24 protein-coding genes and 2 tRNA genes are annotated in these 26383 nt (G+C 73.8%); 13 read left to right on the top strand and 13 right to left on the bottom strand.

Annotated elements, in window-relative coordinates; all coding sequences use genetic code 11:
* Positions 1–418 precede the first annotated feature (418 nt).
* Both ACFCY1_RS17180 and pyrE read left to right on the top strand, forming a co-directional pair.
* Complete coding sequence (locus ACFCY1_RS17180) at positions 419–1444, top strand: hypothetical protein (RefSeq protein ID WP_375875061.1); 1026 nt, start codon at positions 419–421, stop codon at positions 1442–1444.
* Positions 1445–1509: 65 nt separating this feature from the next.
* Entirely contained in the window at positions 1510–2046 is a 537-nt protein-coding gene (gene pyrE, locus ACFCY1_RS17175) for an orotate phosphoribosyltransferase (protein ID WP_049659651.1), read from the top strand.
* A gap of 105 nt (positions 2047–2151) precedes the next feature.
* Here pyrE and ACFCY1_RS17170 read toward each other — a convergent pair whose 3' ends face one another.
* Complete coding sequence (locus tag ACFCY1_RS17170) at positions 2152–2874, bottom strand: DedA family protein (RefSeq protein WP_049659650.1); 723 nt, start codon at positions 2872–2874, stop codon at positions 2152–2154.
* A 362-nt stretch (positions 2875–3236) separates the two neighbouring features.
* Between ACFCY1_RS17170 and fbaA the strand changes: the two genes are divergently transcribed.
* Positions 3237–4259, top strand: a complete 1023-nt coding sequence (fbaA, locus tag ACFCY1_RS17165) for a class II fructose-bisphosphate aldolase (protein WP_049659648.1) — start codon at positions 3237–3239, stop codon at positions 4257–4259.
* Positions 4260–4418: 159 nt separating this feature from the next.
* Here fbaA and ACFCY1_RS17160 read toward each other — a convergent pair whose 3' ends face one another.
* A complete protein-coding gene (locus tag ACFCY1_RS17160) occupies positions 4419–4838 on the bottom strand; it encodes a DUF3151 domain-containing protein (protein WP_049659647.1) in 420 nt (139 codons plus the stop codon).
* A gap of 218 nt (positions 4839–5056) precedes the next feature.
* On the opposite strand from ACFCY1_RS17160, the gene ACFCY1_RS17155 reads away from it, so the two are divergent.
* Entirely contained in the window at positions 5057–5854 is a 798-nt protein-coding gene (locus tag ACFCY1_RS17155) for a DUF3152 domain-containing protein (protein WP_375875060.1), read from the top strand.
* Between the two features lie 32 nt (positions 5855–5886).
* On the opposite strand, the gene ACFCY1_RS17150 is transcribed toward ACFCY1_RS17155, so the two are convergent.
* The 4 genes from ACFCY1_RS17150 to purS form a co-directional block, all read right to left on the bottom strand.
* On the bottom strand, positions 5887–6762 hold the full coding sequence (locus tag ACFCY1_RS17150; RefSeq protein WP_375875059.1) for a sterol carrier family protein: 876 nt from the start codon (positions 6760–6762) through the stop codon (positions 5887–5889).
* A 64-nt stretch (positions 6763–6826) separates the two neighbouring features.
* A complete protein-coding gene (gene purL, locus ACFCY1_RS17145) occupies positions 6827–9082 on the bottom strand; it encodes a phosphoribosylformylglycinamidine synthase subunit PurL (RefSeq protein WP_074001867.1) in 2256 nt (751 codons plus the stop codon).
* Complete coding sequence (purQ, locus tag ACFCY1_RS17140) at positions 9082–9759, bottom strand: phosphoribosylformylglycinamidine synthase subunit PurQ (RefSeq protein WP_049654011.1); 678 nt, start codon at positions 9757–9759, stop codon at positions 9082–9084. Before purQ ends, purL begins: the two co-directional genes overlap by 1 nt.
* The gene (gene purS / locus ACFCY1_RS17135; protein ID WP_049654013.1) at positions 9756–10010 is read right to left on the bottom strand and encodes a phosphoribosylformylglycinamidine synthase subunit PurS; all 255 of its coding nucleotides are present in this window, start codon (positions 10008–10010) and stop codon (positions 9756–9758) included. Before purS ends, purQ begins: the two co-directional genes overlap by 4 nt.
* Positions 10011–10475: 465 nt before the next feature.
* Between purS and ACFCY1_RS17130 the strand changes: the two genes are divergently transcribed.
* From ACFCY1_RS17130 to ACFCY1_RS17100, 7 genes are all read left to right on the top strand, one after another.
* Positions 10476–10793 (top strand): Lsr2 family protein, encoded by a 318-nt coding sequence (locus tag ACFCY1_RS17130; protein ID WP_030056585.1) that lies wholly within the window; start codon positions 10476–10478, stop codon positions 10791–10793.
* A 143-nt stretch (positions 10794–10936) separates the two neighbouring features.
* Positions 10937–11009, top strand: a tRNA-Gly gene (locus tag ACFCY1_RS17125).
* A gap of 39 nt (positions 11010–11048) precedes the next feature.
* Positions 11049–11121: transfer RNA gene (locus tag ACFCY1_RS17120), tRNA-Gly, on the top strand.
* A gap of 188 nt (positions 11122–11309) precedes the next feature.
* Positions 11310–12317 (top strand): ABC transporter ATP-binding protein, encoded by a 1008-nt coding sequence (locus ACFCY1_RS17115; protein WP_074001868.1) that lies wholly within the window; start codon positions 11310–11312, stop codon positions 12315–12317.
* The gene (locus ACFCY1_RS17110) at positions 12314–13156 is read left to right on the top strand and encodes an ABC transporter permease (RefSeq protein ID WP_375875058.1); all 843 of its coding nucleotides are present in this window, start codon (positions 12314–12316) and stop codon (positions 13154–13156) included. Before ACFCY1_RS17115 ends, ACFCY1_RS17110 begins: the two co-directional genes overlap by 4 nt.
* A gap of 97 nt (positions 13157–13253) precedes the next feature.
* Entirely contained in the window at positions 13254–14483 is a 1230-nt protein-coding gene (locus ACFCY1_RS17105; RefSeq protein WP_375875057.1) for a sensor histidine kinase, read from the top strand.
* Between the two features lie 17 nt (positions 14484–14500).
* The gene (locus ACFCY1_RS17100) at positions 14501–15124 is read left to right on the top strand and encodes a response regulator transcription factor (protein WP_049654019.1); all 624 of its coding nucleotides are present in this window, start codon (positions 14501–14503) and stop codon (positions 15122–15124) included.
* Between the two features lie 33 nt (positions 15125–15157).
* Here ACFCY1_RS17100 and ACFCY1_RS17095 read toward each other — a convergent pair whose 3' ends face one another.
* From ACFCY1_RS17095 to purD, 4 genes are all read right to left on the bottom strand, one after another.
* Positions 15158–16057 carry a phosphoribosylaminoimidazolesuccinocarboxamide synthase gene (locus ACFCY1_RS17095; protein ID WP_049654021.1) on the bottom strand — a complete coding sequence of 300 codons (900 nt, stop codon included), beginning with the start codon at positions 16055–16057 and terminating at the stop codon, positions 15158–15160.
* 125 nt (positions 16058–16182) lie between these two features.
* Positions 16183–17721 carry a N,N-dimethylformamidase beta subunit family domain-containing protein gene (locus ACFCY1_RS17090; protein ID WP_049654022.1) on the bottom strand — a complete coding sequence of 513 codons (1539 nt, stop codon included), beginning with the start codon at positions 17719–17721 and terminating at the stop codon, positions 16183–16185.
* Between the two features lie 227 nt (positions 17722–17948).
* Complete coding sequence (locus ACFCY1_RS17085; RefSeq protein WP_375875056.1) at positions 17949–19535, bottom strand: hypothetical protein; 1587 nt, start codon at positions 19533–19535, stop codon at positions 17949–17951.
* A 625-nt stretch (positions 19536–20160) separates the two neighbouring features.
* The gene (gene purD / locus ACFCY1_RS17080) at positions 20161–21408 is read right to left on the bottom strand and encodes a phosphoribosylamine--glycine ligase (RefSeq protein ID WP_049659445.1); all 1248 of its coding nucleotides are present in this window, start codon (positions 21406–21408) and stop codon (positions 20161–20163) included.
* A gap of 367 nt (positions 21409–21775) precedes the next feature.
* On the opposite strand from purD, the gene ACFCY1_RS17075 reads away from it, so the two are divergent.
* Positions 21776–22561 carry an SLATT domain-containing protein gene (locus ACFCY1_RS17075; RefSeq protein ID WP_074001872.1) on the top strand — a complete coding sequence of 262 codons (786 nt, stop codon included), beginning with the start codon at positions 21776–21778 and terminating at the stop codon, positions 22559–22561.
* A gap of 42 nt (positions 22562–22603) precedes the next feature.
* On the opposite strand, the gene ACFCY1_RS17070 is transcribed toward ACFCY1_RS17075, so the two are convergent.
* The 3 genes from ACFCY1_RS17070 to ACFCY1_RS17060 form a co-directional block, all read right to left on the bottom strand.
* A complete protein-coding gene (locus ACFCY1_RS17070) occupies positions 22604–23251 on the bottom strand; it encodes a hypothetical protein (RefSeq protein WP_049659440.1) in 648 nt (215 codons plus the stop codon).
* A 117-nt stretch (positions 23252–23368) separates the two neighbouring features.
* Positions 23369–24385, bottom strand: coding sequence for a GntR family transcriptional regulator (locus ACFCY1_RS17065; protein ID WP_074001873.1), 1017 nt, complete (start codon positions 24383–24385; stop codon positions 23369–23371).
* Positions 24386–24571: 186 nt separating this feature from the next.
* A complete protein-coding gene (locus ACFCY1_RS17060; protein ID WP_375875055.1) occupies positions 24572–25369 on the bottom strand; it encodes a carbon-nitrogen family hydrolase in 798 nt (265 codons plus the stop codon).
* A gap of 174 nt (positions 25370–25543) precedes the next feature.
* Here ACFCY1_RS17060 and ACFCY1_RS17055 point away from each other — a divergent pair, with 174 nt between their 5' ends.
* Positions 25544–26365 (top strand): maleylpyruvate isomerase family mycothiol-dependent enzyme, encoded by an 822-nt coding sequence (locus ACFCY1_RS17055; RefSeq protein ID WP_375875054.1) that lies wholly within the window; start codon positions 25544–25546, stop codon positions 26363–26365.
* Positions 26366–26383 lie beyond the last annotated feature (18 nt).

Genomic DNA, 26383 nt, shown 5'->3' with positions numbered 1-26383 from the left:
ATGGGGAGGGCAGCCCCCGGGCCCGGGGGCCGCTGGATAGGCGCGGGCCCAATGGGCAGGACCGTGGGCGGCCCCGGGCCTGCAGGGCCAAGTGGGCGAGGCGGGGCCGGAGGATGCGGGGCCCGTGAGCGGGGCGGCCCCGGGCCTGGGGCCGGTGGATGGGCGCGGGCCCGGTGCGCAGGGCTGTGGGCGGCCCCGGGCCTGGGGCCGGGTGGGTGGGGCAGCACCGGAGGGCGCGGGGTCGGTGGGCGTGCGCAGCCTCGGGCCTGCGGGGCCGGAGGGTGCCGGGCCGGTGGGCGGGGCGGCCCCGGGCCCGGGGTGGCGAGATGGTGCGACGGCCAAGGGAACGGGTGGGGCGGGGAAAATCTGGTGGTGGTGGGTAGGGACCGGGCGGGGACCAGTCGGTAGGCTCCGTGGCATGGAGCATGAGGTTGTCGTCCCGATGTCCGCCGAGCTGGTGCGGCAGGCCTTGCAGGATCCGGCGCTGCTGGCGCGGAGCGTGCCGGGGCTGAGCACCGAGCCGGCCGCGGCCGGGTCCGGTGCGGCCGAGGAGATCGGCGGCCGGCTGAAGCTGCGGATCGGCGGCTCCACGATCACGTACAAGGGCGTGCTGTCGCTGATCGAGGGCCGGGAGGGCGTGCTGACCGTGCTCGCCGAGGGCGAGGAGGCCCGGGGCAGCGGTGAGGCGACCGCGACCGTCCGGGTCAGCGTCGTGGACGGCGCCGAGGAGGGCACCGCGGCGATCCGCTTCACCGGCGACCTGAGCGCCACCGGCCGGCTGACCGAGTTCGACGAGGAGACCCTCGACGCCACCGGCCGCCGTCTGCTGGACAGGTTCGCCGCCGCGCTGGTCGCCCCGGAGGGCGAGCAGCCGCAGGACCAGGAGGGCTCGGAGGACCTGGAGGAGCAGGAGGACCAGGCCGCGGAGACCTCGACCGGCGCGGGTGTGGTCTTCATCGAGGAGCGCCAGGACCAGCCCGGCGACGACCTGGACGACGACCTCTCCGACCTGATCGCCTTCTCCGACGCCGACGCCGAGCGCTTCGGTCTGCCCACCGGCTCCGCCGACGACGACGAGAACGACGTCGAGGGCGAGGGCGAGGCCGCGGACGGCTCCGCCGGGCAGGACGGCGTCGCCGAGGAGCTGCCCGCCGAGCCGCTCTTCGCGTACGAGGACGAGCCGGTGCTCTCCGGCCCGGTGCGCCGCAGCATCGTCGGCCGGTCCGCCGAGGAGGTGGACCACGCCCCGCCGCGCGGCCCGTACGCCCCGGCGCTGCCCGCCCGCAGTGCGCGGGCCCGGGCGGCGTCCCGCTGGGGCGGGGAGGCCGGCGGGATCGTGGTGCCGGGCGCGGGCGGCCGCAACGCGGTGCCGTGGGTGATCGGCGGCTCGGTGGCCCTGCTGGGCGGTGCCGTGGTGCTGGTCAGGGCGCTGCGCCGCCGCTGACCTGGCGCCGGCCGGGTGCGAGCCCGGAGAGCCGCGGGGACTGCCAGGGCCTAGACTGAACGCTCATGAGCAACGACCGCGACGCCCTGCTGGCACAGATCAAGGACAAGGCCGTCGTGCACGGCAAGGTCACCCTCTCCTCCGGCAAGGAGGCCGACTACTACGTCGACCTGCGCCGGATCACGCTGGACGGCGTGGCCGCCCCGCTGGTCGGCCGGGTGATGCTGGACGCGACCTCGCACCTGGAGTACGACGCCGTCGGCGGTCTGACCCTGGGCGCCGACCCGGTGGCCGCCTCGATGCTGCACGCCGCCGCCGCGCGCGGGCAGCAGCTGGACGCCTTCGTGGTCCGCAAGACCGGCAAGGCGCACGGCCTGCAGCGCCGGATCGAGGGCCCGGAGGTCAAGGGCCGCCGGGTGCTGGCCGTCGAGGACACCTCCACCACCGGTGGCTCGGTGCTGACCGCCGTGGAGGCGCTGCGCGAGGCGGGTGCCGAGGTGGTCGGCGTCGCGGTGATCGTGGAGCGCGGCGGCGCGGCCGCCGTCGAGGCCCAGGGCCTGGAGTACGTGACCGCGTACACCCTGGACGACCTGGGTCTCTGACCCCGACCCGCCGGGACGACAACGCCGGGGCGACGAACGACCGAGGGCCGGTGCTGTTTCACGTGAAACAGCACCGGCCCTAGCCGTGTCCGGAGCGGCGGGCGCTCAGCCCCGCCGGTGCCGGCCGCCGCCGGCCTGGACCTGGCTCTCCTCGTCGACCTCGGCGCCGACGCCGGCCCGCTTCTTCTTCCGCTCGCGCATGACCTCGATCAGGATCGGCGAGATGGACAGCAGGACGATCAGCAGCACCGCCGGGATCAGGTACTTGTCGATCACCGGGGCGAGCGCGTCACCGAAGAAGTAGCCGATCAGCAGCATGGACTCGGTCCACAGCACGCCGCCGATCACGTTCCAGACGAAGAAGGTCCGGGCGGGCATCTCCAGGGTGCCGGCGACCGGGTTCAGGAAGGTGCGGATGATCGGCATGAAGCGGGCCAGCACGACGGCCTTGCCGGAGCCGAACTTGTTGAAGTACTCCTCCGCCTTCACCACGTAGTCGCGGCGGAAGATCTTCGAATCGGGCTTGTCGAACATCTTCGGCCCGACCTTGGCGCCGATCAGGTGCCCGAGCTGGGCGCCGGCGATCGCCGCGATCGGGCAGCCGATCAGCAGGACGGCGATCGGCAGCTTGGCGCCGTCACCGAGCACCGAGGAGGCTGCGTTCGAGGCGGCGACGCCCGCGAGGATCAGCAGCGAGTCACCCGGGAAGAAGAAGCCGACCAGCAGGCCGGTCTCCGCGAAGATGATCGCGATCAGCCCGATGGCGCCGAGGGACGAGATCAGGGATTTGGCGTCGAGCAGGTTGACGGCCAGCTGGTTGTAGTCCACGGGCGCAGGATAGCGGGCGCACCTTGCCGGCGACGCGGGCGTACCGTGCCGACGGCGCCCGGCCGGGACCGGTTCCGGCCCCCGCCGGGGCCGCCCGGGTGCCGCCGTGCGCCCGTACCGTGCGACGTTCCGCATGGCGGGCTCCTGCTGACCCGCGGGCACGAGTCTGGGAAGATGGCACAGGCGTCCGGTCCGCGGTGGCACACCACCCTCATGGCCGTACCGCGCAGGTCGCCGCGAACGTGCCGGAGAGCCACCACCGCAACGCCGCGCGTCGGCGGGCCGGCACGGAGTCGTCACGAAGGCGTACACAGCGTCGGACAGCACCGTCCGTACGCCGCAACCCGACAGGAGCGGATCGCATGCCCATCGCAACTCCCGAGGTCTACAACGAGATGCTCGACCGGGCCAAGGCGGGCAAGTTCGCCTACCCGGCCATCAACGTCACGTCGTCGCAGACCCTGCACGCCGCGCTGCGTGGTTTCGCCGAGGCCGAGAGCGACGGCATCATCCAGATCTCGACCGGTGGCGCGGAGTTCCTGGGCGGCCAGCACAGCAAGGACATGGTGACCGGCGCGGTCGCGCTCGCCGAGTTCGCCCACATCGTCGCCGCCAAGTACGACGTCACCGTCGCGCTGCACACCGACCACTGCCCGAAGGACAAGCTGGACGGCTACGTCCGCCCGCTGCTGGCGGTCTCCGCCGAGCGCGTGGCCAAGGGCGAGAACCCGCTGTTCCAGTCGCACATGTGGGACGGCTCGGCCGAGACCCTCGCCGACAACCTGGCCATCGCCCAGGAGCTGCTGGCCCAGGCCGCCGCCGCCAAGATCATCCTCGAGGTCGAGATCACCCCGACCGGCGGCGAGGAGGACGGCGTCACCCACGAGATCAACGACGAGCTGTACACCACCGTCAACGACGCCGTGCGCACCGCCGAGGCGCTGGGCCTGGGCGAGCAGGGCCGCTACCTGCTGGCCGCCTCCTTCGGCAACGTGCACGGCGTGTACAAGCCGGGCAACGTCGTGCTGAAGCCGGAGCTGCTGCGCGAGCTGCAGGACGCGATCGGCAAGCAGTACGGCAAGACCGACCCGTTCGACTTCGTCTTCCACGGCGGCTCGGGCTCGACCGCCGAGGAGATCGCCACCGCGCTGGAGAACGGCGTCGTGAAGATGAACCTGGACACCGACACCCAGTACGCCTTCACCCGCCCGGTGGCCGGCCACATGTTCGCCAACTACGACGGCGTGCTGAAGGTCGACGGCGAGGTCGGCAAGAAGAACACCTACGACCCGCGCACCTGGGGCAAGCTGGCCGAGGCCGGCATGGCCGCCCGCGTGCGCGAGGCCGCCGAGCAGCTGCGTTCGGCGGGCAAGCGCCTGAAGTGAGGCCCGCGCCCCGCGTAGGTCCCGCGCCCCGAGCGTGAGAAACGGGTGCCCCCGGCGGACTCCGCCGGGGGCACCCGTACGTCGGGGGTGTCTACCGCTCTACAGCTCTGCCGCTCTCTACGGCTCTACCGATCTCTACGGCTCCGCCGCTCGACCGCTCTACTGCTTGAGCTCCGCGTACGCCTCCGCGCTGCTGTCCTTCAGGAACTGCCAGCAGCGGGCCTCCTCCTCGGTCTCCTTGATCGCGCCGGCCGCCCGGGCGAGCGCCGCCAGGCAGCGCAGGAAGCCGCGGTTGCCGCGGTGCTCCCACGGCACCGGGCCGTGGCCCTTCCAGCCGTTGCGCCGCAGCGCGTCCAGACCACGGTGGTAGCCGGTACGGGCGTAGGCGTACGACTCGACGTACCGGCCGGCCGCGTAGGCGTCGTCGGCCAGCATCGCCCAGGCGAGGCAGAAGACCGGGAACTCGGCCGCCACCTGGGTCGGGGAGGCCGATTCCTCCGCCAGCATCCGGTAGGGCCGCTCCTCCTCCGGGAGCAGGGTCGGTTCGGGACCGTCGAGAAGATTCCTGTGAATCGCCATGCCCTGAAGTCTGCCACCCGAGACGCAGGGGTCAACCGCCGTCCCGGACGGGCGGCCGCCACGGGCACCGGCACCGCCCACGGGAAGGTGGACATTCACCCGTTCGCCATGCCAGTGTGAAGATCATGTCTGCAGCCCGATCCGTCGGCAGGCGCACCGCACCGCCCCGGAAGGGCGGTCGCCGACGCCGCCGGCAGCGGCGCAGACCCGGTCCTGGCATGCTCACGGCACTGGTGCTCTCCGTGCTGGTGCTGGGCGCCACGGCGGTCATGCTGAACCGCCCCTCGGCCACCCCGGCCACCACCCCGACCACCCAGGCGAGGGTCGCCCCGCCGGCCGAGCAGGCCGCCACGGCGGCACCGGCGCCGGCTCCCGCACCGGCCGACACCCCGCCGCCCCCGCCGGCCCCGACACCGACCCCGCCGCCCGCCCCCGCCGCGCCGGACCCCGGCCCCGCCAAGGGCGCGGGCACCTTCACCGTCGCCCCCGCCACCGCCAAGCCGGTCGGGCGCGGCACCGTGCGCCGCTACCGGGTCGAGGTCGAGGACGGCATCGGCATCGACGCCCCGTCCGCCGCCGCGCAGGTCCACGGCATCCTCGGCGACAAGCGCGGCTGGACCAACGACCGCAAGAACGGCTTCCAGCTGGTCGCCGACGGCCCGTACGACTTCACCGTGAAGATCGCCTCACCGGCCACCGTGGACCGGATCTGCGGCGCCTCCGGACTGGACACCCACGGCGAGGTCAACTGCAACGTCGGCAACCAGGTGCTCGTCAACTCCAAGCGCTGGAACACCGGTTCACCGCAGTTCAGCGGCCCGCTGGAGGAGTACCGGGCACTGATCGTCAACCACGAGGTGGGCCACCGGATCGGCCACGGGCACGAGGGCTGCCCGGGCGAGGGCAAGCCCGCGCCCGCGATGATGCAGCAGATCTACGGTCTCAAGGGCTGCGCGCCCAACGCCTGGCCGTACTCGGCGGAGGGCACCTACCTCAGCGGGCCGTCCGTCCCGTAGCCCGCGGGACCGGAGCCGCACCGGGGAGCCGGTCAGCCGAGCACCGGCAGGTACGCCCGCAGGTCGCTGCGCTCCCCCGAGGCGGACACCTCGGCCGCGTCCACCGCCGCCGCCCAGTCCGTCCGGCCGGTGGCCAGCCGGATCCAGGTCAGCGGGTCGGTCTCCACCACGTTGGGCGGGGTGCCCCGGGTGTGCCGGGGGCCCTCGACGGCCTGCACCACCGCGTACGGCGGGATCCGCAGCTCGACCGCGCCGCCCGGGGTGCGGTCGGCGAAGGCGTCGGCCAGCAGCCGGGTGACGGCCGCGACGGCCTGCCGGTCGTGCGGGAAGGCCGGGAGAGCCCGGGAGGCCGAGGAGGTCAGGGAAACCGAGGAGACCGGGGAGCCGGGGAAGGCGTCGGGCCCGAGCGCGGCGGCCAGGTCGTCGGCGTGCACGACCGTCTCCACCAGCCTGGTCACCAGCATGTCGGAGAGCGTCATCGAACCCAGCCGGATCTCGAACCGCCGCGCCGGGTCGGCGGCTTCGGGCCGCTCCAGCAGGGCGAGCAGCGCGTCCGCGGCCCGGCCGAAGGCGGCCGCCACCGAGGCCGCGTCCCCGGCGAACTCCGCCGCGCCCCGCTCCCGGGCCTGCTCGTCCAGCAGCGGCGCGACGGTGGCGACCCCGGCCGCCCAGCCCGACAGGTCCAGCGGTGCCCGCCCCTGCGGCCGGTCGTCCAGGTGCGCCGGGACGTAGTCGAGTTGGACGGCCAGGTGGGCGAGCAGTTCGCGGACCCGCCACCGCCCCAGCCGGGTCGGCAGGTCCAGCTGCTCCGTGCTGAGCGCGTCCACGGCGGCACGCAGCGCCCTGGTCTGGGCGGCCAGCGCGGCGCGGACCTTCTGCGGCTGGTACGTACGGGGCTTGGCAGGCATGGGGCTCAACATACGCCGAGGGGCGGACGGTTCCGGAGAACCGCCCGCCCCTCGAACAGGCCGATCAGGCCAGCAGGGCCTCGATGACGCCGGTGTGGGCGTCCTTCAGCTCCGCCAGCGAGACGCTGAACTGGCCCTGGACGTCCAGGCTGTCGCCGTCCACGACACCGATCCGGGTGGCCGGCAGGCCGCGCGCGGTGCACATGTCGTTGAAGCGGAGCTCCTCGCTGCGCGGCACCGCCACGACGGCGCGACCGGCCGACTCCGAGAACAGCAGGACGAACGGGTCCTGGCCCTCGGGCAGGACGATCCGCGCACCGTGGCCGCCCTTGAGGCAGCTCTCCACGAGCGCCTGGCCGAGGCCGCCGTCGGACAGGTCGTGCGCGGCGTCGATCATGCCGTCGCGCGAGGCGGCGATCAGGATGTCGCCGAGCAGCCGCTCGCGCTCCAGGTCCACCGCGGGCGGCAGGCCGCCGAGGTGGTCGTGGACGGCCTGCGACCAGGCCGAGCCGCCGAGCTCGTCCGCCGTGTCGCCGAGCAGGTAGAGCAGCTGCCCCTCCTCGGCGAAGGCCAGCGGGGTGCGCCGGGTGACGTCGTCGATGACGCCGAGCACCGCGACCACCGGGGTCGGGTGGATGGCGACCTCGCCGGTCTGGTTGTACAGCGAGACGTTGCCGCCGGTGACCGGGGTGCCGAGCACCAGGCAGGCGTCGGCCAGGCCGCGGGTGGCCTCGGCGAACTGCCACATCACGTCCGGGTCCTCGGGGGAGCCGAAGTTGAGGCAGTCGGAGACGGCGAGCGGCTTGGCACCGCCGGCCGCGACGTTGCGGTACGCCTCGGCCAGGGCCAGCTGGGCGCCGGTGTACGGGTCCAGCTTGGCGAAGCGGCCGTTGCCGTCGGTGGCGACCGAGACGCCGAGGTTGGTCTCCTCGTCGATCCGGATCATGCCCGAGTCCTCGCCGACCGAGAGCACGGTGTTGCCGAGCACGTAGCGGTCGTACTGGTCGGTGATCCAGGACTTGGAGGCCTGGTTCGGGTGGCTCGCGACCTTCAGCAGGTCGGCCTTGAGGCCCTCGCCGGTGGTCGGGCGGGCCAGCCGCTCGGCGGTCGGGGCGTCGGCCTGCAGCGCGTCCTGCCAGCTGGGGCGGGCGTACGGGCGCTGGTAGGTCGGGCCCTCGTGGGCGACGGTGCGCGGCGGGACGTCCACCACGAGCTCGCCGTGCCAGTAGATCTCCAGGCGCTCGCCGTCGGTCACCTCACCGATGACGTTGGCGATGACGTCCCACTTCTCGCAGATCTCCAGGAAGCGGTCGATCTTGTCGGGCTCCACGATCGCGCACATGCGCTCCTGCGACTCGCTCATGAGGATCTCCTCCGGCGAGAGCGTGTGGTCGCGCAGGTGCACGGTGTCGAGCTCGATCCGCATGCCGCCGGAGCCGGCCGAGGCCAGCTCGCTGGTGGCGCAGGACAGGCCGGCGCCGCCGAGGTCCTGGATGCCCTTGACGAGCTTCTCCCGGAAGATCTCCAGGGTGCACTCGATCAGGAGCTTCTCCTGGAACGGGTCGCCGACCTGGACCGCCGGGCGCTTGGCCGGCTTGGTGTCGTCGAAGGTCTCGGAGGCGAGCACCGAGACGCCGCCGATGCCGTCGCCACCGGTGCGGGCGCCGTACAGGACGACCTTGTTGCCGGCGCCGGAGGCCTGCGCGAGGTGGATGTCCTCGTGCTTCATGACGCCCACGCACAGCGCGTTGACCAGCGGGTTGCCCTGGTAGCAGGAGTCGAAGACGACCTCGCCGCCGATGTTCGGCAGGCCCAGGCAGTTGCCGTAGCCGCCGATGCCCGCGACGATCCCGGGCAGCACGCGCCGGGTGTCCGGGTGGTCGGCCGCACCGAAGCGCAGCGGGTCCATCACGGCGACCGGGCGGGCGCCCATCGCCAGGATGTCGCGCACGATGCCGCCGATGCCGGTGGCCGCGCCCTGGTAGGGCTCGATGTACGACGGGTGGTTGTGCGACTCGACCTTGAAGGTGACCGCGTAGCCCTGGCCGACGTCGACGACACCGGCGTTCTCGCCGATGCCGACGAGCATCGCGTCCGAATCCGGCTTCTTCTCGCCGAACTGCTTCAGGTGGACCTTGCTGCTCTTGTACGAACAGTGCTCCGACCACATGACCGAGTACATGGCGAGCTCGGCGCCGGTGGGACGGCGGCCGAGGATCTCGCGGATGCGCGCGTACTCGTCCTCCTTGAGGCCGAGGTCGGCCCAGGGCTGGGCGGCGTCCGGGGTCTGCTCGGCGTTCTTGACGGTGTCGAGGCTCATCAGGCGTTCACCAGCTGCTTCAGGACGGAAGTGAAGAAGCCCAGGCCCTCGGTGGTCGGACCGGTGAGCGGCTCCACGGCGTGCTCCGGGTGCGGCATCAGGCCGACGACATTGCCGGCGGCGTTGGTGATGCCGGCGATGTCGCGGTACGAACCGTTCGGGTTGACGTCCAGGTAACGGGCGACGACCCGGCCCTCCGCCTCCAGCTCGTCGAGCACCCGCTCCTCGGCGACGAAGCGGCCCTCGCCGTTCTTCAGCGGGACGACGATTTCCTGGCCGACGGAGTAATCCCCGGTCCAGGCGGTGCCGGCGTTCTCGATGCGCAGCTTCTGGTCGCGGCAGATGAAGTGCAGCGAGTCGTTCCGGGTGAGCGCACCGGGCAGCAGGTGCGATTCGCAGAGCACCTGGAAGCCGTTGCAGATACCGAGCACCGGCATTCCGAGCTTCGCCTGCTCGATGACGGTCTCCATCACCGGCGAGAACCGGGAGATGGCACCGCAGCGCAGATAGTCGCCGTAGCTGAATCCGCCCGGCAGGACGACGGCGTCGACCTGGTGGAGATCCTTGTCACGGTGCCAGAGGGCGACCGGCTCGGCGCCGGCGAGACGGACCGCCCGCCGGGCGTCGCGGTCGTCGAGGGAGCCGGGGAAAGTGACGACGCCGACGCGGGTGGTCACTTGCCCTCCTCCTCGACCCGGACGGTGAAGTCCTCGATCACGGTGTTGGCGAGAAAGGTCTCGGCGGCTTCGCGGATACGGGCGAGCGCCGCGTCGTCGACCGGGCCCTCCACATCCAGCTCGAAACGCTTGCCCTGGCGGACGTCGGCGATCCCGGTGAATCCGAGACGGGGCAGTGCACGCTGCACCGCCTGTCCCTGGGGGTCGAGGATCTCCGGCTTGAGCATGACGTCGACTACGACGCGTGCCACTGGCACTCCCGGTGGTGTCTTCGGTGAGGCGGGGGAACTCCAGACTACCGGTGGTTTCGGGCAGGATTGCTGGCCGGGCATAGCGACGCGCGTAGACCCCAGACCCTTACGCAGCAAGGGATCCAGCGCCCCGATCACCTGCCCGGGCCGGCCGGTTTCCCCGGATTCGGCACTCGGAACGACGCCCTCCGGAGAACACCCGAATACGGCACTTGGGGACAGAACCGCCCGACCCGCACATCGGTATCAAGGAACCCGCCGAAGAGACGTGAATATCCGGAAAAGAATGCCGGACTCTTCGATTTCGGCCCCCTTCGGGTGCAGAATAGGGCCACCTGTCGCGGCAAGTGCTGCGTATCAGGCGAGCCGCCCGGCCCGCCCGTACGCGCTTGCGCGAGTTGGTGCACATCAGGCCCCGGTACCCCCTCGGACCGGCGGCCGAATTGCCCGAGAGGATTGACACCCATGGCTCAGCGTGTAGTTGTCACGCTCTCCGACGACCTGGACGGCGGCGCCGCCGCCGAAACCGTCCACTTCGGCGTCGACGGAAAGTCGTACGAGATCGACCTGTCCGTGGACAACGCGGAAAAGCTGCGGGAGGCCCTCGCTCCGTTCGTCGCCGCCGGCCGCCGGCAGAGCCGCACCGGAAAGTCCTTCCGGCGCACCGCCCTCACCCCGGACCCGGCCGCCGTCCGCGCCTGGGCCCTGTCCCGCGGGATGGAACTGCCGGCCCGCGGCCGCATCCCCAAGCACGTGTACGAGGCGTTCGCCGAGGCGAACTGACCCCGCGGGGAGCCCGCTCCCCGGTCGCCCCGCCCGCCCGGTCCGAAAGGGTGGGGCGACCACCCCGAACGATGCTGTAGAGTATTCCTCGTCGCCGCAACGGAGAGATCCGAAGAGGCGGCGGGTGCCCCACCAGGCACCATGCGGACGTGGCTCAGTTGGTAGAGCATCACCTTGCCAAGGTGAGGGTCGCGAGTTCGAATCTCGTCGTCCGCTCGCAGTGCGCGAGCACAGCACAACTCAATAGTTTGACCTGCGGACGTGGCTCAGTTGGTAGAGCATCACCTTGCCAAGGTGAGGGTCGCGAGTTCGAATCTCGTCGTCCGCTCAGATACGAAGGGCCCCCTCAATCGAGGGGGCCCTTCGGCATTCCCTCCCGGGGCGGCCCGGCACCCCCGCACCCGGCGGCCGGCGATATCGGCCATGACATTTGTCATCGCCGACCCGTGCGTCCCCACCGCGATGTCATGACGGCGCGCACTGCCCGTACGGCCCGGCCGACGGGAGGCTTGGGGCATGGAAACGAGCCGGCCCTCCCGCCCCAGCGACGACGTGATCGAGGTCACCGACCTGCACCGCCACTACGGCGGCGGCAGCACCGGGTACCACGCCGTGCGCGGCGTCGACCTGACCGTCCGCCGCGGCGAGCTGTTCGCCCTGCTCGGCACCAACGGGGCCGGCAAGACCTCCACCATGGAGGTCATCGAGGGCCTGGCCGCGCCCACCGGCGGCACCGTCCGGGTGCTCGGCCGGGACCCCTTCACGGAGCGCGGCGCCGTCCGCCCGCGGATCGGCATCATGCTCCAGGAGGGCGGCTTCTCCGGCGAGCTCACCGCCGCCGAGACCGGCCGCACCTGGGCCGGGATGACCAGCGGCGCCCGCCCGGTCGCGGAGGCGCTGGAGCTGGTCGGCCTCGGCCACCGGGCGAACGTCCGGGTCAAGCAGCTGTCCGGCGGCGAGAAGCGCCGGCTGGACCTCGCGATGGCCCTGCTCGGCCGCCCCGAGGTGCTCTTCCTGGACGAGCCCAGCACCGGCCTCGACCCGGAGGCCCGCGCCGCCGTCTGGCGGCTGGTCCGCGAGCTGCGCGCCCAGGGCACCACGGTGCTGCTCACCACGCACTACCTGGAGGAGGCCGAGGAGCTGGCCGACCGGCTGGCCATCATGCACGGCGGCCAGGTCGTCACCTCCGGCACCGTCGCCGAGGTGATCGCCGGCCGGCCCTCCCGGATCTCCTTCGAACTGCCCGAGTTCACCGGGACCGCGCTGCCCCTGCTGCCCGGCGCCGAGCTGTCCGTCGACGGCCGCAAGGTCACCGTGCAGACCGTCGGGCTCCAGGACACCCTCACCGACCTGCTCGGCTGGGCCCGGCACCACGGCATCGCGCTCGGCGCGCTGGACGCCCGCAGCGCCTCGCTGGAGGAGGCCTTCCTCGCGATCGCCTCCGAGGCCGCCCACCAGCACCCCCCGCAGGCGCCCGCCGCCACCCGCCCCGCCCGCCGCCGCCTGATCGGATCCGCCCGATGACCACCGCCACCACCACCGCCGCCGCCACCACCACCGCCGGTCCGCAGAGCACCGCCGTCCGCCGGCTGCTCGCCCTCGGCCGGGCCGAGGCCACCCTGCTGCTGCGCAACCGCACGGCCCTGTTCACCGCCCTGGTGCTGCCGCTGTTCCTGGTCGTCGTCCTCCGGAGCACGCTGGCGCAGCAGGCCGAGTCCAACCCCGGCCTGGACGTCGACTCGCTGCTGGTCTACGGCTCGGTCGGGATGGTCCTGGCCTTCGTCGTGTACTACAACCTGACCGCCGCGTACGTCGGACGGCGCGGCGAGCTGGTCCTCAAGCGGCTGCGCACCGGCGAGGCCCGGGACATCGAGATCCTGCTCGGCACCGCCGTCCCCTCGCTCACCCTCGGCCTGCTGATGGCCGCCCTGATCGGGATCGGCGGCAGCGTCGCCCTGCACCTGACCGTGCCGGTCAACCCGCTGCTGATGCTGGTCGGCCTGCTGCTGGCGCTGGCCACCATGATCGCCCTGGCCGCGCTGTCCAGCGCCTTCACCAGGACCGTGGAGAGCGCCGGCATCACCACCCTGCCGGTCATGCTGGTCATGCAGTTCGGCTCCGGCCTGTTCGTCCCGCTGGACGTCATGCCCGAGCAGCTGGCGAACATCTGCCGCCTGCTGCCGACCACCCCGGCCTTCCAGCTGATCCGCGTCGGCTGGTTCGGCACCGACGGCTCGGCCGCCGCGACCGGTTTCGCCGGCTCCTGGGGCGCCGCCGGCTCGCACCTGGTCACCGGGGGCATCTGGCTCGCCCTCGCGGTCTGGGGCGCGGTGCGCTACTTCCGCTGGGAGCCGCGCCGCTGAGCATCCGGCAGTAATCCGAAGGAACACCCCCGGTCCGACCTCTGATATGAAGGCAGCAAGCATGATCGTGGTCGAACTGGGGGCGGAAGAAATGAGAATGCGGTCGCCGCTTCGCAGCTGGACGAGCCTGAGCAATCCCCAGCGCACCGAGCTGTACCTGCGCTGGTCGCTCTACCTGATGGCGCTGTTCATCCTGCCCGGCATCCTGCTCACCGTCGGGAGCGTCGCCGACCAGGCCGAGAACATCCCGGTGATCCGGATCTCCCTGCTGATCGGACTCGCCGTCACCCTGGTGCTGCTGCGGGCCTACCGCACCGCGCTCGACCACTACCTGGGCCGCCCCGCCGACCACCGGCTCTGGACCGCCCTCTCGGCCGGCCTCGCGGTGGCCGGCTCCTGGACGGTCCTGCTGTTCGGGCCCGCCGACGGCGGGACGCGGAACCCGGGCGGCGCGCCCTTCACCCCGTTCGTCGCCAGCGTCCTGCTGATCGCCTCCTTCGGGCCGGTGTGCGTGGCGCTGACCCCGCGCTGGGCCGCCGTCACCGGGGTGGGCATGCTGGCGGCCGTCTTCCCGGCCGGGGTGCTGTCCGGGGGCGACCCCGCCGGCGTCGCCGGGTACCTGACCGGACTGACCATCGGCATGGCCTTCATCGGCTTCAGCTGCCGCAGCTTCGCCTGGCTGACCTCGATCGTCTGGGAACTGGACACCGCCCGCGAGGCGCAGTCCCGGCTGGCCGTCGCCGAGGAGCGGCTGCGCTTCTCCCGCGACCTGCACGACGTGATGGGCCGCAACCTCACCACCATCGCGCTGAAGAGCGAGCTCGCCGTGCAGCTCGCCCGCCGGGGCCGCACCGAGGCCGCCGACCAGATGGCCGAGGTGCAGAAGATCGCCCAGGAGTCGCAGCGCGAGGTCCGGGACGTCATCCGCGGCTACCGCACCGCCGACCTGCACGCCGAGGCGATCGGCGCCCGCGCGGTGCTGCGCTCGGCCGACGTCGTCTGCGAGATCGACCTCGGCGAGCACGCGGACGAGCTGCCGGCCCCGGTCCAGTCGGTGTTCGGCTGGGTCATCCGCGAGGCCACCACCAACGTGCTGCGGCACAGCGAGGCCGACCGCTGCCTGATCCGGCTGCGGACCGAGGACGGACGGGCCGTGCTGGAGCTGGAGAATGACGGGGTGCCCGACGTCCCGTTCCCCTCCCAGGGCAGCGGCACCGGGCTGCGCGGACTGCGCGAACGGCTCGCCGCCCACGGCGGCGAGCTGGCCGTGCCGACCGCCGGGGCGGGCGTCTTCCGGATGCTCGCCACCGTCCCGCTGCCGAGCTGAGGAAGAAAGACCGCCCGATGACCGAGAACGCCGCGCCCGTCCGCGTCCTGCTCGCCGACGACGAGCACCTGATCCGGGGCGCGCTGGCCGCGCTGCTCTCGCTGGAGGACGACATCGAGGTGGTCGCCCAGGCCGGCTCCGGGACGGAGGCGCTGGCGATGGCCCAGGCGCACCGCCCGGACGTCGCGGTGCTGGACCTCCAGATGCCCGGCAAGGACGGCATCGAGGTGGCCGCCGCGCTGCGGCTGCTGCTGCCGGACTGCCGCTGCATGATCGTCACCGGCCACGGCCGCCCCGGCTACCTGAAGCGGGCGCTGGAGGTCGGGGTGCGCGGCTTCCTGCCGAAGACCGTCTCGGCGGCCGACCTGGCGGGCATCATCCGGACCGTGCGCTCCGGCGGCCGGTACGTGGACCCGGAGCTGGCGGCGGACGCGATCAGCGCCGGCGAGACCCCGCTGACCCCGCGCGAGACGGACGTCCTGGAGCTGGCCGCGGACGGCACCCCGATCGCCGAGATCGCCGAGCGCGCCTCGCTCTCCCAGGGCACCGTGCGCAACTACCTGTCCTCGGCGGCCACCAAGCTGGGCGCGGAGAACCGGCACGCGGCGGTGCGGATCGCCCGCGAGCACGGCTGGATCTGAGGGATCCGGCGCCCGCGGGCGATCGTCCCGGGCTCAGGCCCAGGTGGTGCCGGTCAGCCGCTCGTACACCTCGATGTACCGGGCCCGGGTCTGCTCGACGATCTCGGTCGGCAGCGCCGGCGGCGGCTGCTCGCCGTGGCGGTCCCAGCCGGAGGCCGGGGAGACCAGCCAGTCGCGGATCAGCTGCTTGTCGAAGGACGGCTGCGAGCGGCCCGGCTGCCACTGGTCGGCGGGCCAGTAGCGGGAGGAGTCCGGGGTGAGCACCTCGTCGCCGATCAGCAGCTCGCCGTCCAGCAGGCCGAACTCGAACTTGGTGTCGGCCAGGATGATGCCGCGCTCGCGGGCGATGTCCCGGGCCCGGGCGTAGACGTCCAGGGTGGTGCGGCGCAGCTGGGCGGCGAGCTCGGCGCCGATCCGGCGGGCGGTCTCCTCGTAGGAGACGTTCTCGTCGTGCTCGCCGACCTCGGCCTTGAGCGCCGGGGTGTAGATCGGGGCGGGCAGCTCGGAGCTGTTCTCCAGGCCCTCGGGCAGCGCGATGCCGCAGACCGTGCGGCTCTCCTGGTACTCGGCCAGGCCGGAGCCGGCCAGGTAGCCGCGGGCGACCGCCTCGACCGGGACCATCTCCAGGCTGCGGCAGACCAGCGTGCGGCCCTTCCAGTCGGCCGGGGCGCCGGCCGGGACCTCGGTGGAGATCACGTGGTTGGGGACGATGTCCGCGATCCGCTCGAACCACCACAGCGACAGCTGGGTGAGGATGCGGCCCTTGTCCGGGATCTCGTTCGGCAGCACCCAGTCGTGGGCGGACGTCCGGTCGCTGGCCACCATGACCAGCTCGCCCGATCCGGTGCGGTAGAGGTCGCGCACCTTGCCGGTGTGCAGGTGGACCAGGCCGGGTACCTGGACCGGCTCGGGCTTGGTGACAAATCCGCTCAAGGTGTTCAGTCCTCAGGGGTCGTTCGCGGGTGGGGCACCGCGAAAGGGGAGGTCACTGCCCCCGCAGTCTTTCACGACCGGGTTCGCCCGCCCCGACCCGTCCCCGGCCTCGGGGGACGGAGCGCCTAGTTCTTGCACAGTCGGTCCAGCAGGTTGGCGGTGGCCCGCTGGATCCGCTCGTCGGTCAGGCCCGGGCGGCCCAGCGCGGGCGACCAGGCGAAGGTGCCCGCCGCGAAGACGTACGCGCCGCTGGGCGCCCGGTACAGCGAGGTCTCCTGGTAGCGGGTGCGGCCGCCCAGGTCCTGGTACGGCGAGTGCGCCAGCAGCACCCGCTCGATGTGCTCGGGCAGCGCCACCTTGGGGTAGTAGCGGTCGGCCTCGCCGGCGACCAGCCCGGGCAGCTCGTCGCCCTCCTGGAGGCCGGTGCCGTCCCAGAGCCAGTGCGCGGTGTGCCGGGCGACCAGCGGGACGGGCGCGGCGACCCGCCCCGAGTACTGCACCCCGAGCAGCTGCTGCTCGGGCTCCCCGGCGTCCCGCCACAGCGCGCTGGCCGCGCCGGGCGCCCCGGCGGCCGGGCTGCCGGGGCGGACCTTCTGCCGCTTGCGGCAGTTGAGCAGCCGGTTGGGCTCGCCGGAGGCGGCGGCGCTCAGCTCGACCCGCCAGTACATGGTGTTGGCGGAGAGGAACACCAGCGAGGTGCCGCCGTCCCGGGCCCGCTCGGCGGCCCGGCGCATCGGCTCGGACCAGTACTCGTCGTGGCCGGGGAAGACCAGCGCCCGGTGCCGGGACGGGTCCACCAGGCCGGCGTGCAGGTCGGTGGCGGTGGCGTAGGAGAGGTCGTAGCCGAAGCGCTCGGCCCAGCGGATGAAGTCGTACGCGTGGCCGACGTGCAGCGGCAGTCCGGCGGTGGCGTGCGGGCGGTCGAAGGAGACGGTGACGGCCGCCTCCGGCTCGCCGACCAGACCGCCCAGGCCGTCCCAGGCGTGGTAGAGGCTGGCGCCGGTGCGGCCGTCCTCGGGGAACAGGTTGTACGCCTGCCAGGTCACGTCCGGGAGCACCAGGAGCAGCTCGGCGGTGCGCGCCCGCTCGTCGAAGTCCCGGACGGTGAAGGGGATGTGGCTGCGGTGCAGCATGTCCGCGGTGGTCAGCACGGCGACGTACGAGCCGGGCTTCCAGTGCGCCGGGATCTGGAGCCGCCAGGAGTGCCACCAGTGGTGGCAGGAGACCGTCCGGTCGACCACCAGCGGGGCGGGCTGGGCGAGGCCGGAGATCAGCGGGCTGGAGGTCATGTGGCGGGCGCCGTCGCCGCCGTAGTGGCCGATCCGGAAGACGTCCACGGTGAACTCGCGGGGCGGGTTGACGGTGACCCGGAAGTCCACCGAGCCGCCGGGGCGGATCACCCCGGCCGAGGCGAAGCCCTTGATCTGCTGGTCCACGTCGTTGGCGCCCTGCGGGCTGCCGACCGACGGCTTGGGCCGGGTGCCCGCGGCCAGCGGCTGCTGGCCGGGCGCGTCCACCGAGACGTACCAGGGGACGGCGCCCTCCGCCCCCGCCAGGTACTGGTCCGGGCTGCGCAGCCAGGGCAGCGGCCCCTGACCGAAGGGGTCGGAGACGCTGTAGGCGTGCGTCCCCGACTCCCAGCGGCGGTTGAGTTCGGTCCCCACGCGCCCCTCCCAGGTGCACTTCCGCCCGGTGGCACGTGCCCCCCGGATGTGCGTGCGGTCTAATACACCACAGAGTGCTGCCGTAACGTCACCCTCCGGTAGCAATTGGTGCAGGGAATCTCGCGCGCCTCCCGGGCAGGGCCTCCGGCCTGCGAAGACGCCGGGCGGCCAACCGATTTGGGGGCGCGCACCGGGGCACCGAGCGCCCTCCTGGAACGCCTGGGACGTCAGAGGCGGACGGGTTTCTCGAGACGGACGTCGGCCGCGTCCAGCCAGGCGCGCAGCGGGCCGTCCTGGCCCTGTTCGACGGCCTGGGCGACCGGGCCGGCCAGGTCGGTGCGGCGTACCCCGCCGAGCAGCAGCACCGGGCCGTCCAGCCAGTCCAGGCCGGGGGCGCCGCCGGCGGTGTCCACGGCGGCGCAGCAGACCATCGCGGTGACGTGGTCGACCAGCAGGTCGCGGCCGCTGCGGTCGGGTTCGAGCAGCGGGGCCGGGGCGGTGGTGCGGGCCAGCTGGGCGGCGAGCGCGGCGGCCAGCAGCTCGCCGTCGCCCTCGGCGAGCCGGCCCAGCAGCCGGGTGAGGGTCGGAGCGCCCGGGCGGGACTGCGGGGCGAGCCGGTCCAGGGCGGTCTGCAGGGCGGCGGCGCCCGCCCGCCAGCCGGCGTCCACCACCTCGGCCGGGTAGTCGGCCCACTCCAGCTCGTGCCAGCCGCCGGCCGCCGGGCGGCCGAAGAACAGGTCGGCGGCGAGCCGGGAGACCGCCCGGTCGACGGTGCCGGGCTCCTCCAGCAGGTCGCAGGCGGGGCGGTCGCCGAGCCTGCTGCCGTAGCCGTCGGCCAGCCGGTCGCGCCGGGACAGCTCGGTGAGCGCGGAGACCACGCCGGCGTTGAGGTGGGCCGGGTGGCGGCCGAGCCGCCAGGCGGGCAGCGCGACCCGGGTGAGCAGCCGGTCCCAGCCCGCGTAGGCCAGGCCGACCTGCTCCTGGGCGGCGATCCGCAGGCCGTAGTCGACCGCCCTGGCCTGCTCGGAGGCCCAGCCCGCGACCGAGCGCTCCAGCTCGGCGGAGTGGCCCCGGCAGGCGCCGAGCAGCCGGCGGACGACCCGGCGGACGACCCGGTCGGCGAGTGCGGCCGGACCGCGCCGGGGCGGCCGGGGCGGGGCGGCCAGGATGCCGCCGCCGAGGCCGGGGGCCGTGCCGCCGCCGGAGTCCAGGCAGGCGTCCAGGCGGCGCAGGAAGCGCCGGGCGGCGGCGATCTCCGGGTCGGCGGAGGCGGCGGTGCCGGCCACCACGGGGGCGAGCAGGGCCCGCAGCTCGCCGGCCCGCATCCACCAGAGGAAGGGCGAGCCGATCACCAGGACGGGGGCGGGCTCGGCCGGGTCCGGCTGCGGCGGCGCGGCCGTCGGCCGGGCGGACGGGACGTCCTCCAGCCAGCTGTCGCAGTCCGGGGTGAGGGCGACGGCGGAGGGCGCGGGCACGTCCAGCCGGTCCGCCAGTTCGTCGATCAGCCGGTACAGCTCGGGTGCCTCGGCGCGGTCCAGCGGGACGGCCGGGGTGGACGGCGGGACGGCCCGGCGCAGGGCCCGGGCGGTCAGCCCGGCCACCAGCAGGGTCAGCGCGGCGACCGCGCAGACCGCCCAGCGGGCGGCGTCCCAGCCGGCCGCGTCGGCGGCCCCGGGCGCGCCGATCCGGCCGGTGAACCGGCCCGCGAGCAGGACCACCGCGACGGCGGTGGGCAGGGCGGCGGCGGCCCGGGCGAGGCCTCGGACCCGCAGGACCGCCTGGGCGTGAGCGCGCGCGATGTCGACTGCTGCCATACGGTGCGGCACCCCCTTCGGAGCCCTCGGGCGCCCGGCTTCGGGCCCTGAGCCGACTCGAAATGATCAGTTCCGACCGGGAAGCGGAGGCGTCCGATCCCCGGTAGTGCATGCTGCGTGGCGCTACTGACATTTTCGACGCCCCGGTCCGGGTGGGCGTTCCGGATCACCCCGGTTTCCACTCGTCCCGGTGACACTGCCCGGATTCCGGACGCCGGCGGCCGGTCCGGTGCGAAGCACCCGACGACCGCCCGGCCGGACGCCGTCCAGCATCCCCCCGTGGGAGCACCGCTACCCGGCGGCGACCCCGGCGCACGGGCCCCGCGCACCGCGATCCAGCGCACCATAAGGCCGCGCAGCCGGTTGCGTCAGCCGGATGCGGGTGCTGTCACCCGATGGGCTGGAATCCGTCGGCCGAACGGTGAGTCCGCCCCGGTGGCCCCTCCAGCCCCGAAACGCCCGGGGCACTGCGCCCATGGGGGTTGACCGGCCAGCTCGGTAGTTCGAGCTTCGCTCGCCCCTGCCGGCGGTCCCCCGCCACGGGCCCGAGCGGGGCCGTCACACGCCGCGGCCCCCGTGCGAACGGTTCGCACGGGGGCCGCGGTCGGCACGGGCACAGGTGGCCTCAGGCGGTGGCCGCCTTCAGCGCGATGTCGGTGCGGTGCTGGCCGCCCTTGAGGGAGATCCGGTCCACCGCGGCGTACGCGCGCTCGCGCGCCTCGGCCAGGTCGGCGCCGGTCGCGGTGACCGACAGCACGCGGCCGCCGGCGCTCAGCACCTGGCCGTCCTCGCCCGCCGTCGTCCCGGCGTGCAGCACGAACGCGGTGCCGTCCGCCTCGGCCTCGGCCAGGCCGTCGATCGGGTCGCCGGTGCGCGGGGCGGCCGGGTAGCCCTCGGAGGCGACGACCACGGTGACGGCCGCGCCCTCGTCCCAGCGCAGCGGCTCCAGCTGGTCCAGGGTGCCGTTGGCGGAGGCCAGCAGCACGCCCGCCAGCGGGGTGCGCAGCCGGGCCAGCACGACCTGGGTCTCCGGGTCGCCGAAGCGGGCGTTGAACTCGATCACCCGGGTGCCGCGCGAGGTGAGCGCCAGGCCCGCGTACAGCAGGCCGGAGAACTCGGTGCCGCGGCGGCGCAGCTCGTCCACGGTCGGCTGGAGGACGGTCTCCAGGACCTCCTCGACCAGCCCGGCGGGCGCCCACGGCAGCGGCGAGTAGGCGCCCATGCCGCCGGTGTTGGGGCCCTCGTCGCCGTCCAGCGCGCGCTTGAAGTCCTGGGCGGGCTGGAGCGGGACGACGGTGGTGCCGTCGGTGATCGCGAACAGCGAGACCTCGGGGCCGTCCAGGTACTCCTCGATGACCACGCGCTCGCAGGCCGCGGCGTGCGCCAGCGCCTCCGCGCGGTCGGAGGTGACCACGACGCCCTTGCCGGCGGCCAGGCCGTCGTCCTTCACCACGTACGGGGCGCCGAAGGCGTCCAGCGCCTCGGCCGCCTCCGCGGCGGTGGTGCAGACGTAGGAGCGGGCGGTGGGCACGCCGGCCGCGGCCATCACGTCCTTGGCGAAGGCCTTCGAGCCCTCCAGTCGGGCGGCCGCCGCGGACGGGCCGAACACCGGGACGCCGGCCGCGCGCACGGCGTCCGCGACACCGGCCACCAGCGGGGCCTCCGGCCCGACCACCACCAGGGCGGCGCCCAGCCGGCCGGCCAGCGCGGCGACCTGCGCACCGTCCAGCTGGTCGACCGGGTGGACCGTCGCGACCTGCGCGATCCCGGCGTTGCCCGGGGCACAGTGCAGTTCGGACACAGCGGGATCTTGGGACAGAGAGCGGCACAGGGCGTGTTCGCGGGCGCCGCCGCCGATGACGAGGACCTTCACGCCTGGCAGCGTAGTCGGTGGCCTGTTCCGGCCGCTCTCCGGTCCCGTCGGATCCTCCAGGCGGAACGCTCCGTACGCCGAGCACACTGGAGGATCGTCCAAGCCCGACCGGGCCGATTCGGCGACGGGTGCCCGGGTCACGACGGCGGGTCACCGGACCCTCGCTCGGACGGGTGAAATCTCGCCGACCCCCGCAACCCGCCCACCTCGGGTTCCGTTGGCCGAAACCGGTAACGATCAGCGGAGAAGCGCCCCCACGGTCAGCCATTTGGCGGTAAGAAGTGCTGTTGGAGAACCACCGGCGGACACCACGTCAGCCGTTGCGCCGACAGACCCAGCAGTCCGCCCGCCACAGGGAGCCCCACAGGTGAGCCAGCCGGAAATGCAGCCCGAGGAGAGTGCCTGGGGCAAGGAGATCGGCGAGGAGGACCCGCCCGCCGCCGCCGTCGTCCGACGGGCCTCCACCCGACGCCGGGACGATCTGAGCACCCGACAGTTCCCGCTCGGGGACTGGGGCGAGCCCGCCGAACGGCTGGAGGAGCTCTACCGCTGGTCCGAGGAGCGGGCGGTCGAGGCCATCGAGTGGTACCGCCGGGACCGGATCTGGAAGCGCCGCTGGGCGCGCCTGCTGCGGTTCGGCGCGGCCGGCTTCGCGGTGGGCGGGGTGACCGCCCCGCTGGTCGACCTGGCCGGCGCCTTCGCGAACGGCACCGGCTGGGGCTACGTCGGCTTCGCGCTCTCCGCCGGCTGCCTGGCCGTCGACCGGGTCTTCGGCCTCACCTCCGGCTGGATGCGGGACGTCTCCACCGGACAGGCGCTGCAACGCCGCCTGGAGGCCTTCCAGTTCGACTGGGCGTCGGAGTGCGTGCGCGAGGTGCTCGGCCCGACCGAGGGCACCGCGGGCGAGGCCGCCGAGCGCTGCCTGGGCGTGCTGCGCCGGTTCTGCGAGGACGTCTCCGACATGGTCCGCTCCGAGACCTCGGAGTGGATGCTGGAGTTCCGCGCCTCGATGACCCAGCTGCCCACCCAGTCCGGCGGGGCCTGGGGCGGGCGCAGCGAGCCCGGGGTGGGCGCCCAGGTGCGGGTGCTGCCGCCGCCGGGCACCCGGCCCACCATGCCGCGTCAGCGGCCGCCGGAGGGGCCGCTGCGCTAGCGGTCGGGGCCGGGAGCCGGATCGCGACTCAGGGCTCAGGGCTCAGGCGAAGACGATCATCGAGCCCTGGGCGACGCTCCTGGTCGCCGCCGCGTACAGGCCCGACCAGGCGTGCCGCTCCCGGGCGAAGGGGTGGACGTCGTCGATCGGCGGCCCGAACGGCTGCTCCAGGCCGGTCGGGCCGAGCGGCCGGGTCGGGTCCGGCGGGTTGAGCGGGTCGATGCCCAGCGCCGGTGCGACGGCCTGGAGTTCGCGCAGCAGCCCGTGGCTGGAGCCGAGCGGGCCGCCGGAGGCGAGCAGCGTCTCGTCCACCAGCGGCACCGCGAACTCGACCGGCACGTACGCGCCGGCGTGGTCGAAGTGCCAGACCAGGTGCGACTGTTCGGCACCGCTCTCGAACATCTCCAGCAGCTGCTCGTAGTCGCCGCCGAGCGTGTCGACCGGGGTGATGTCCAGTCCGGTGAGGCCCAACAGGTAGGCGCGGCGCAGGAAGTGCAGCGAGTCGTAGTCGAAGGCGGCTATCGGCTCGACCGCACCGCTGATGCCCGGGACGAACTGGTAGACCGGCACCTCGGGCAGCCCGCGCGAGGCCAGCACCGCGTTGTAGAGCGCGAGGTCGTCCCGGAAGGGGTTGTCGGGACTGTGGCTCAGCACGTCCACCAGCGGGACGAGCCAGAGGTCGCAGGCCATGGCCGGCAGTTCCTCTCCGGAGGCGGGGATCGCCCGCGGAGACGGGGCGACGACGGGGGCTTGGGTCGGTACCCGGACGGCCCGTTGGCGGGGCGCCCGGTCCGACGCCCGCCCACCCTACCGGCCCGGCGCGGCGTGCGGGTCGGACCGCCCCCGCGGGGCCTCCGGGGGCGGCTCGGGCAGCCGCCGGCCGAACCGGCCGTACGGCGTCGCGCGCGGCTGCGGCACCAGGCCGAGGCCCAGTCCCAGTTCACGGCCGAGCTCCCGGCCGACCTCGTCGCTGCGGCGGCTCCGCTCGGCGCGGGCCGCGCCGGGCCCGGCGGCGGACTCGGCGGCCGGCTCCGGCGGGGCCGGCGGCGCGGGCGGCGGCTCGACCGGCACCGCGGGCGGCTCCTCCCCGGCGAACTCGGTGAGCAGCCCGAGGACCGTCACCGACTCCAGCGGCTGTCCGGCCAGCCCGGCCAGCAGCCGGACGGTGTACAGGTTGTACTCGCAGATGATCCGGTGTGCGGCGAGCGGGTCGCGGGCCTCGATCGCCTCGACCAGGTCCGGGTGGCGCTCCCAGCAGACCCCGCCCAGCGCGGGCAGCTCCCGCAGGTAGCGGGCGGCGAACATCCAGGACTGCACCCGCAGCCAGTCCAGGTAGTCGGCGATCCGGCGGTTGCCGAGCAGCGCGCCGACCTCCTGCCAGAACCGGCGGTCGCAGCCCACCATCACGTCCAGGTTCCCGGCCCGGGCGGCCCGCACCGCCGCGTCGGCCCGGCGGTGCAGCGAGGACAGCCGGCTGAGGTCGGGCAGCGCCCGGCGGGCGGTGTACTGGCGGTGGAAGCTGTCGGTGATCAGGACCCGGGACTCGAAGATCTCCAGGAAGTCGTCCCAGCCGAGCTCGGGCACGGTGAAGCCGCGGTGGTGCTCGGCCCGCAGCAGGCCCTGCGCGCCGAGGTCGACCAGGGCCTCGCGGGCCGGGGTCGCGGAGACGCCGTACAGCTCGGCGATCTCCTTGACGGTGAAGTTGCGGCCGGCCGCGAGTCGGCCGGCCATCATCTCCTCGCGCAGCGCGCCGGCGATCTGCTCGCGCAGGCTGTTGCGGTGGATGACGGGACGGGGGGTGTCGCCTGCGCCGTTGTCAGGCATGGGCGCGACCTCCTCGGGCGGGCCGACCGGGCAGGCCCTCGTACGGGCCGGCGGGGAACACGACGAGTGCTCATCTTCTCAAACCCGATCGACCCAGGTACGAACCAACCCTCCGGAACGCCGTCCGCGGCGCCCCGGCGCCGTCCCGTCCCCCGCTCCCGCCGCCGCGCCGGCCCCCGCTCCGGCTCAGCGCTGGACCGGCGCCGGGATCCCCAGCAGGCGGTCCCGCAGCACCGGGAACTCCTCGCGCGCCTTGGCCACCTCGGCCGGGTCGAACTCGACCGTCAGGACCTCCTCGTCCGCCCCCGCCTCGGCCAGCACCCGGCCCCACGGGTCCACCACGATGCTGTGCCCGGCCTGCTCGACCCCGGCGTGCGTCCCGGCGGTGTTGCAGGCCAGCACGAAGGCCTGCTCCTCCACCGCCCGGGCCCGGGCCAGCAGCGTCCAGTGCTCGCGCCGCCGGGCCGGCCAGGCCGCCGGGACCACCAGCAGCTGCGCGCCGGCGTCCAGCAGCGCCCGGAACAGCTCCGGGAAGCGCAGGTCGTAGCAGGTGGCCAGGCCCAGCGTGGCGAAATCGGTGGGCGCGGTGACGATCTCCTGCCCGGCGCCCATCACCACCGCCTCGCCGCTGTCGAAGCCGAAGCGGTGGATCTTGCGGTACGTGTGCACCAGCTCGCCGTCCGGGGAGAACAGCAGCGAGGTGTTGTAGATCGGACCGTCCGGATCGCGTTCGACGATCGAACCGGCGTGCAGCCAGACCCCGGCGGCCCGGGCGGCGGCCGACATCACGTCCGAGGTGGGCCCGTCCAGCGTCTCCGCGCCGTCCGACCAGAGGTCGTAGGCGAAGCCGCCGAGCGGCCACAGCTCCGGGAGGACCACCAGGTCGGCGCCGTGTTGCGCCCGCACCAGGGCGGCCGCCCGAGCCCTCCGCTCGGCGGGCGGCTCCGCGTCGGAGACCGCGAGTTGGATCAATGAAGCGCGCACAGTACCACCGTCCACGGCAAGAGACCTACGATCGTCACCCGAAAGCGCTGCCCAGCTGTCTCCCGGCAGCGTAACGTGCGGTTAGCGTGTGCGCCGGGAAAGCCGGACCATCCCGGTCGGCCGTGACGGCGGGGCACAGGCGGCAAGGAAGCTGACGGAGGGCCGGAGATTCCCGTGACGGACAACCAGACCGTGCAGGCTTACACCGAGGCGTGGACCCAGACCATCGAGTCCATATCGGAGCTGGTCGCCCCCCTTCCCGAGGGCTCCTGGAACCGGGCCACCGAGTGTCCGGGCTGGTCCGTCCGGGACGTCGTCTCGCACGTGATCGCGGTCGAGTCCGACCTGCTCGGCGACCCCCGCCCGATCCACTCGCTGCCGCGTGACCTCCGTCACGTGACCTCCGAGTTCGCCCGCTACGTCGAACTCCCGGTCGACAAGCGCCGCTGCCACACCGCGCTGGAGATGACCAGCGAGCTGGAGTACACGATCATCCGGCGCTCCCGGGCGCTGCGGAACGCCAAGCAGACGCCCGAGGAGCCGGTGCGCTGGCCGGCCGGGCCGCTGGCCAGGGACGTCCCGTACCACGAGCTGCTGCGGAGGCGGGCCTTCGACGTCTGGGTGCACGAGCAGGACCTGCGCCGGGCCCTGGAGGCCCCGGGCAACCTGGACGCCCCGGCCGCGCTGATCACCCGGGACGTGCTGCTGGAGCTGCTGCCCCAGGCCGTCGCCACCAAGGCCGGGGCCCCGGCCGGAACGGCCCTGGTGCTGGACGTCACCGGCCCGGTGGAGTTCCTGCGCACCGTCCGGGTGGACGCCACCGGCCACTGCACCGTGGACGAGTCGATCAGCCTGGCGCCCGACGTCCAGCTCACCATGGACTGGGAGACCTACCTGCGGCTCGCCTGCGGCCGCGGCCGGCCCGGCCCGGTCTCCGTCGAGGGCGACCAGGAGCTGGCCGAGCGGGTGCTGGCCAACTTCTCGGTCACCATCTGAGGCGGGCCGCCCGGGGCC

Origin of the sequence: Kitasatospora sp. NPDC056273 (genome assembly GCF_042268845.1) — a bacterium.
GTDB lineage: Bacteria > Actinomycetota > Actinomycetes > Streptomycetales > Streptomycetaceae > Kitasatospora.
The sequence above is the reverse complement of the archived record's forward strand: the minus strand, read 5'-3'. Positions and strand labels throughout refer to the sequence as shown.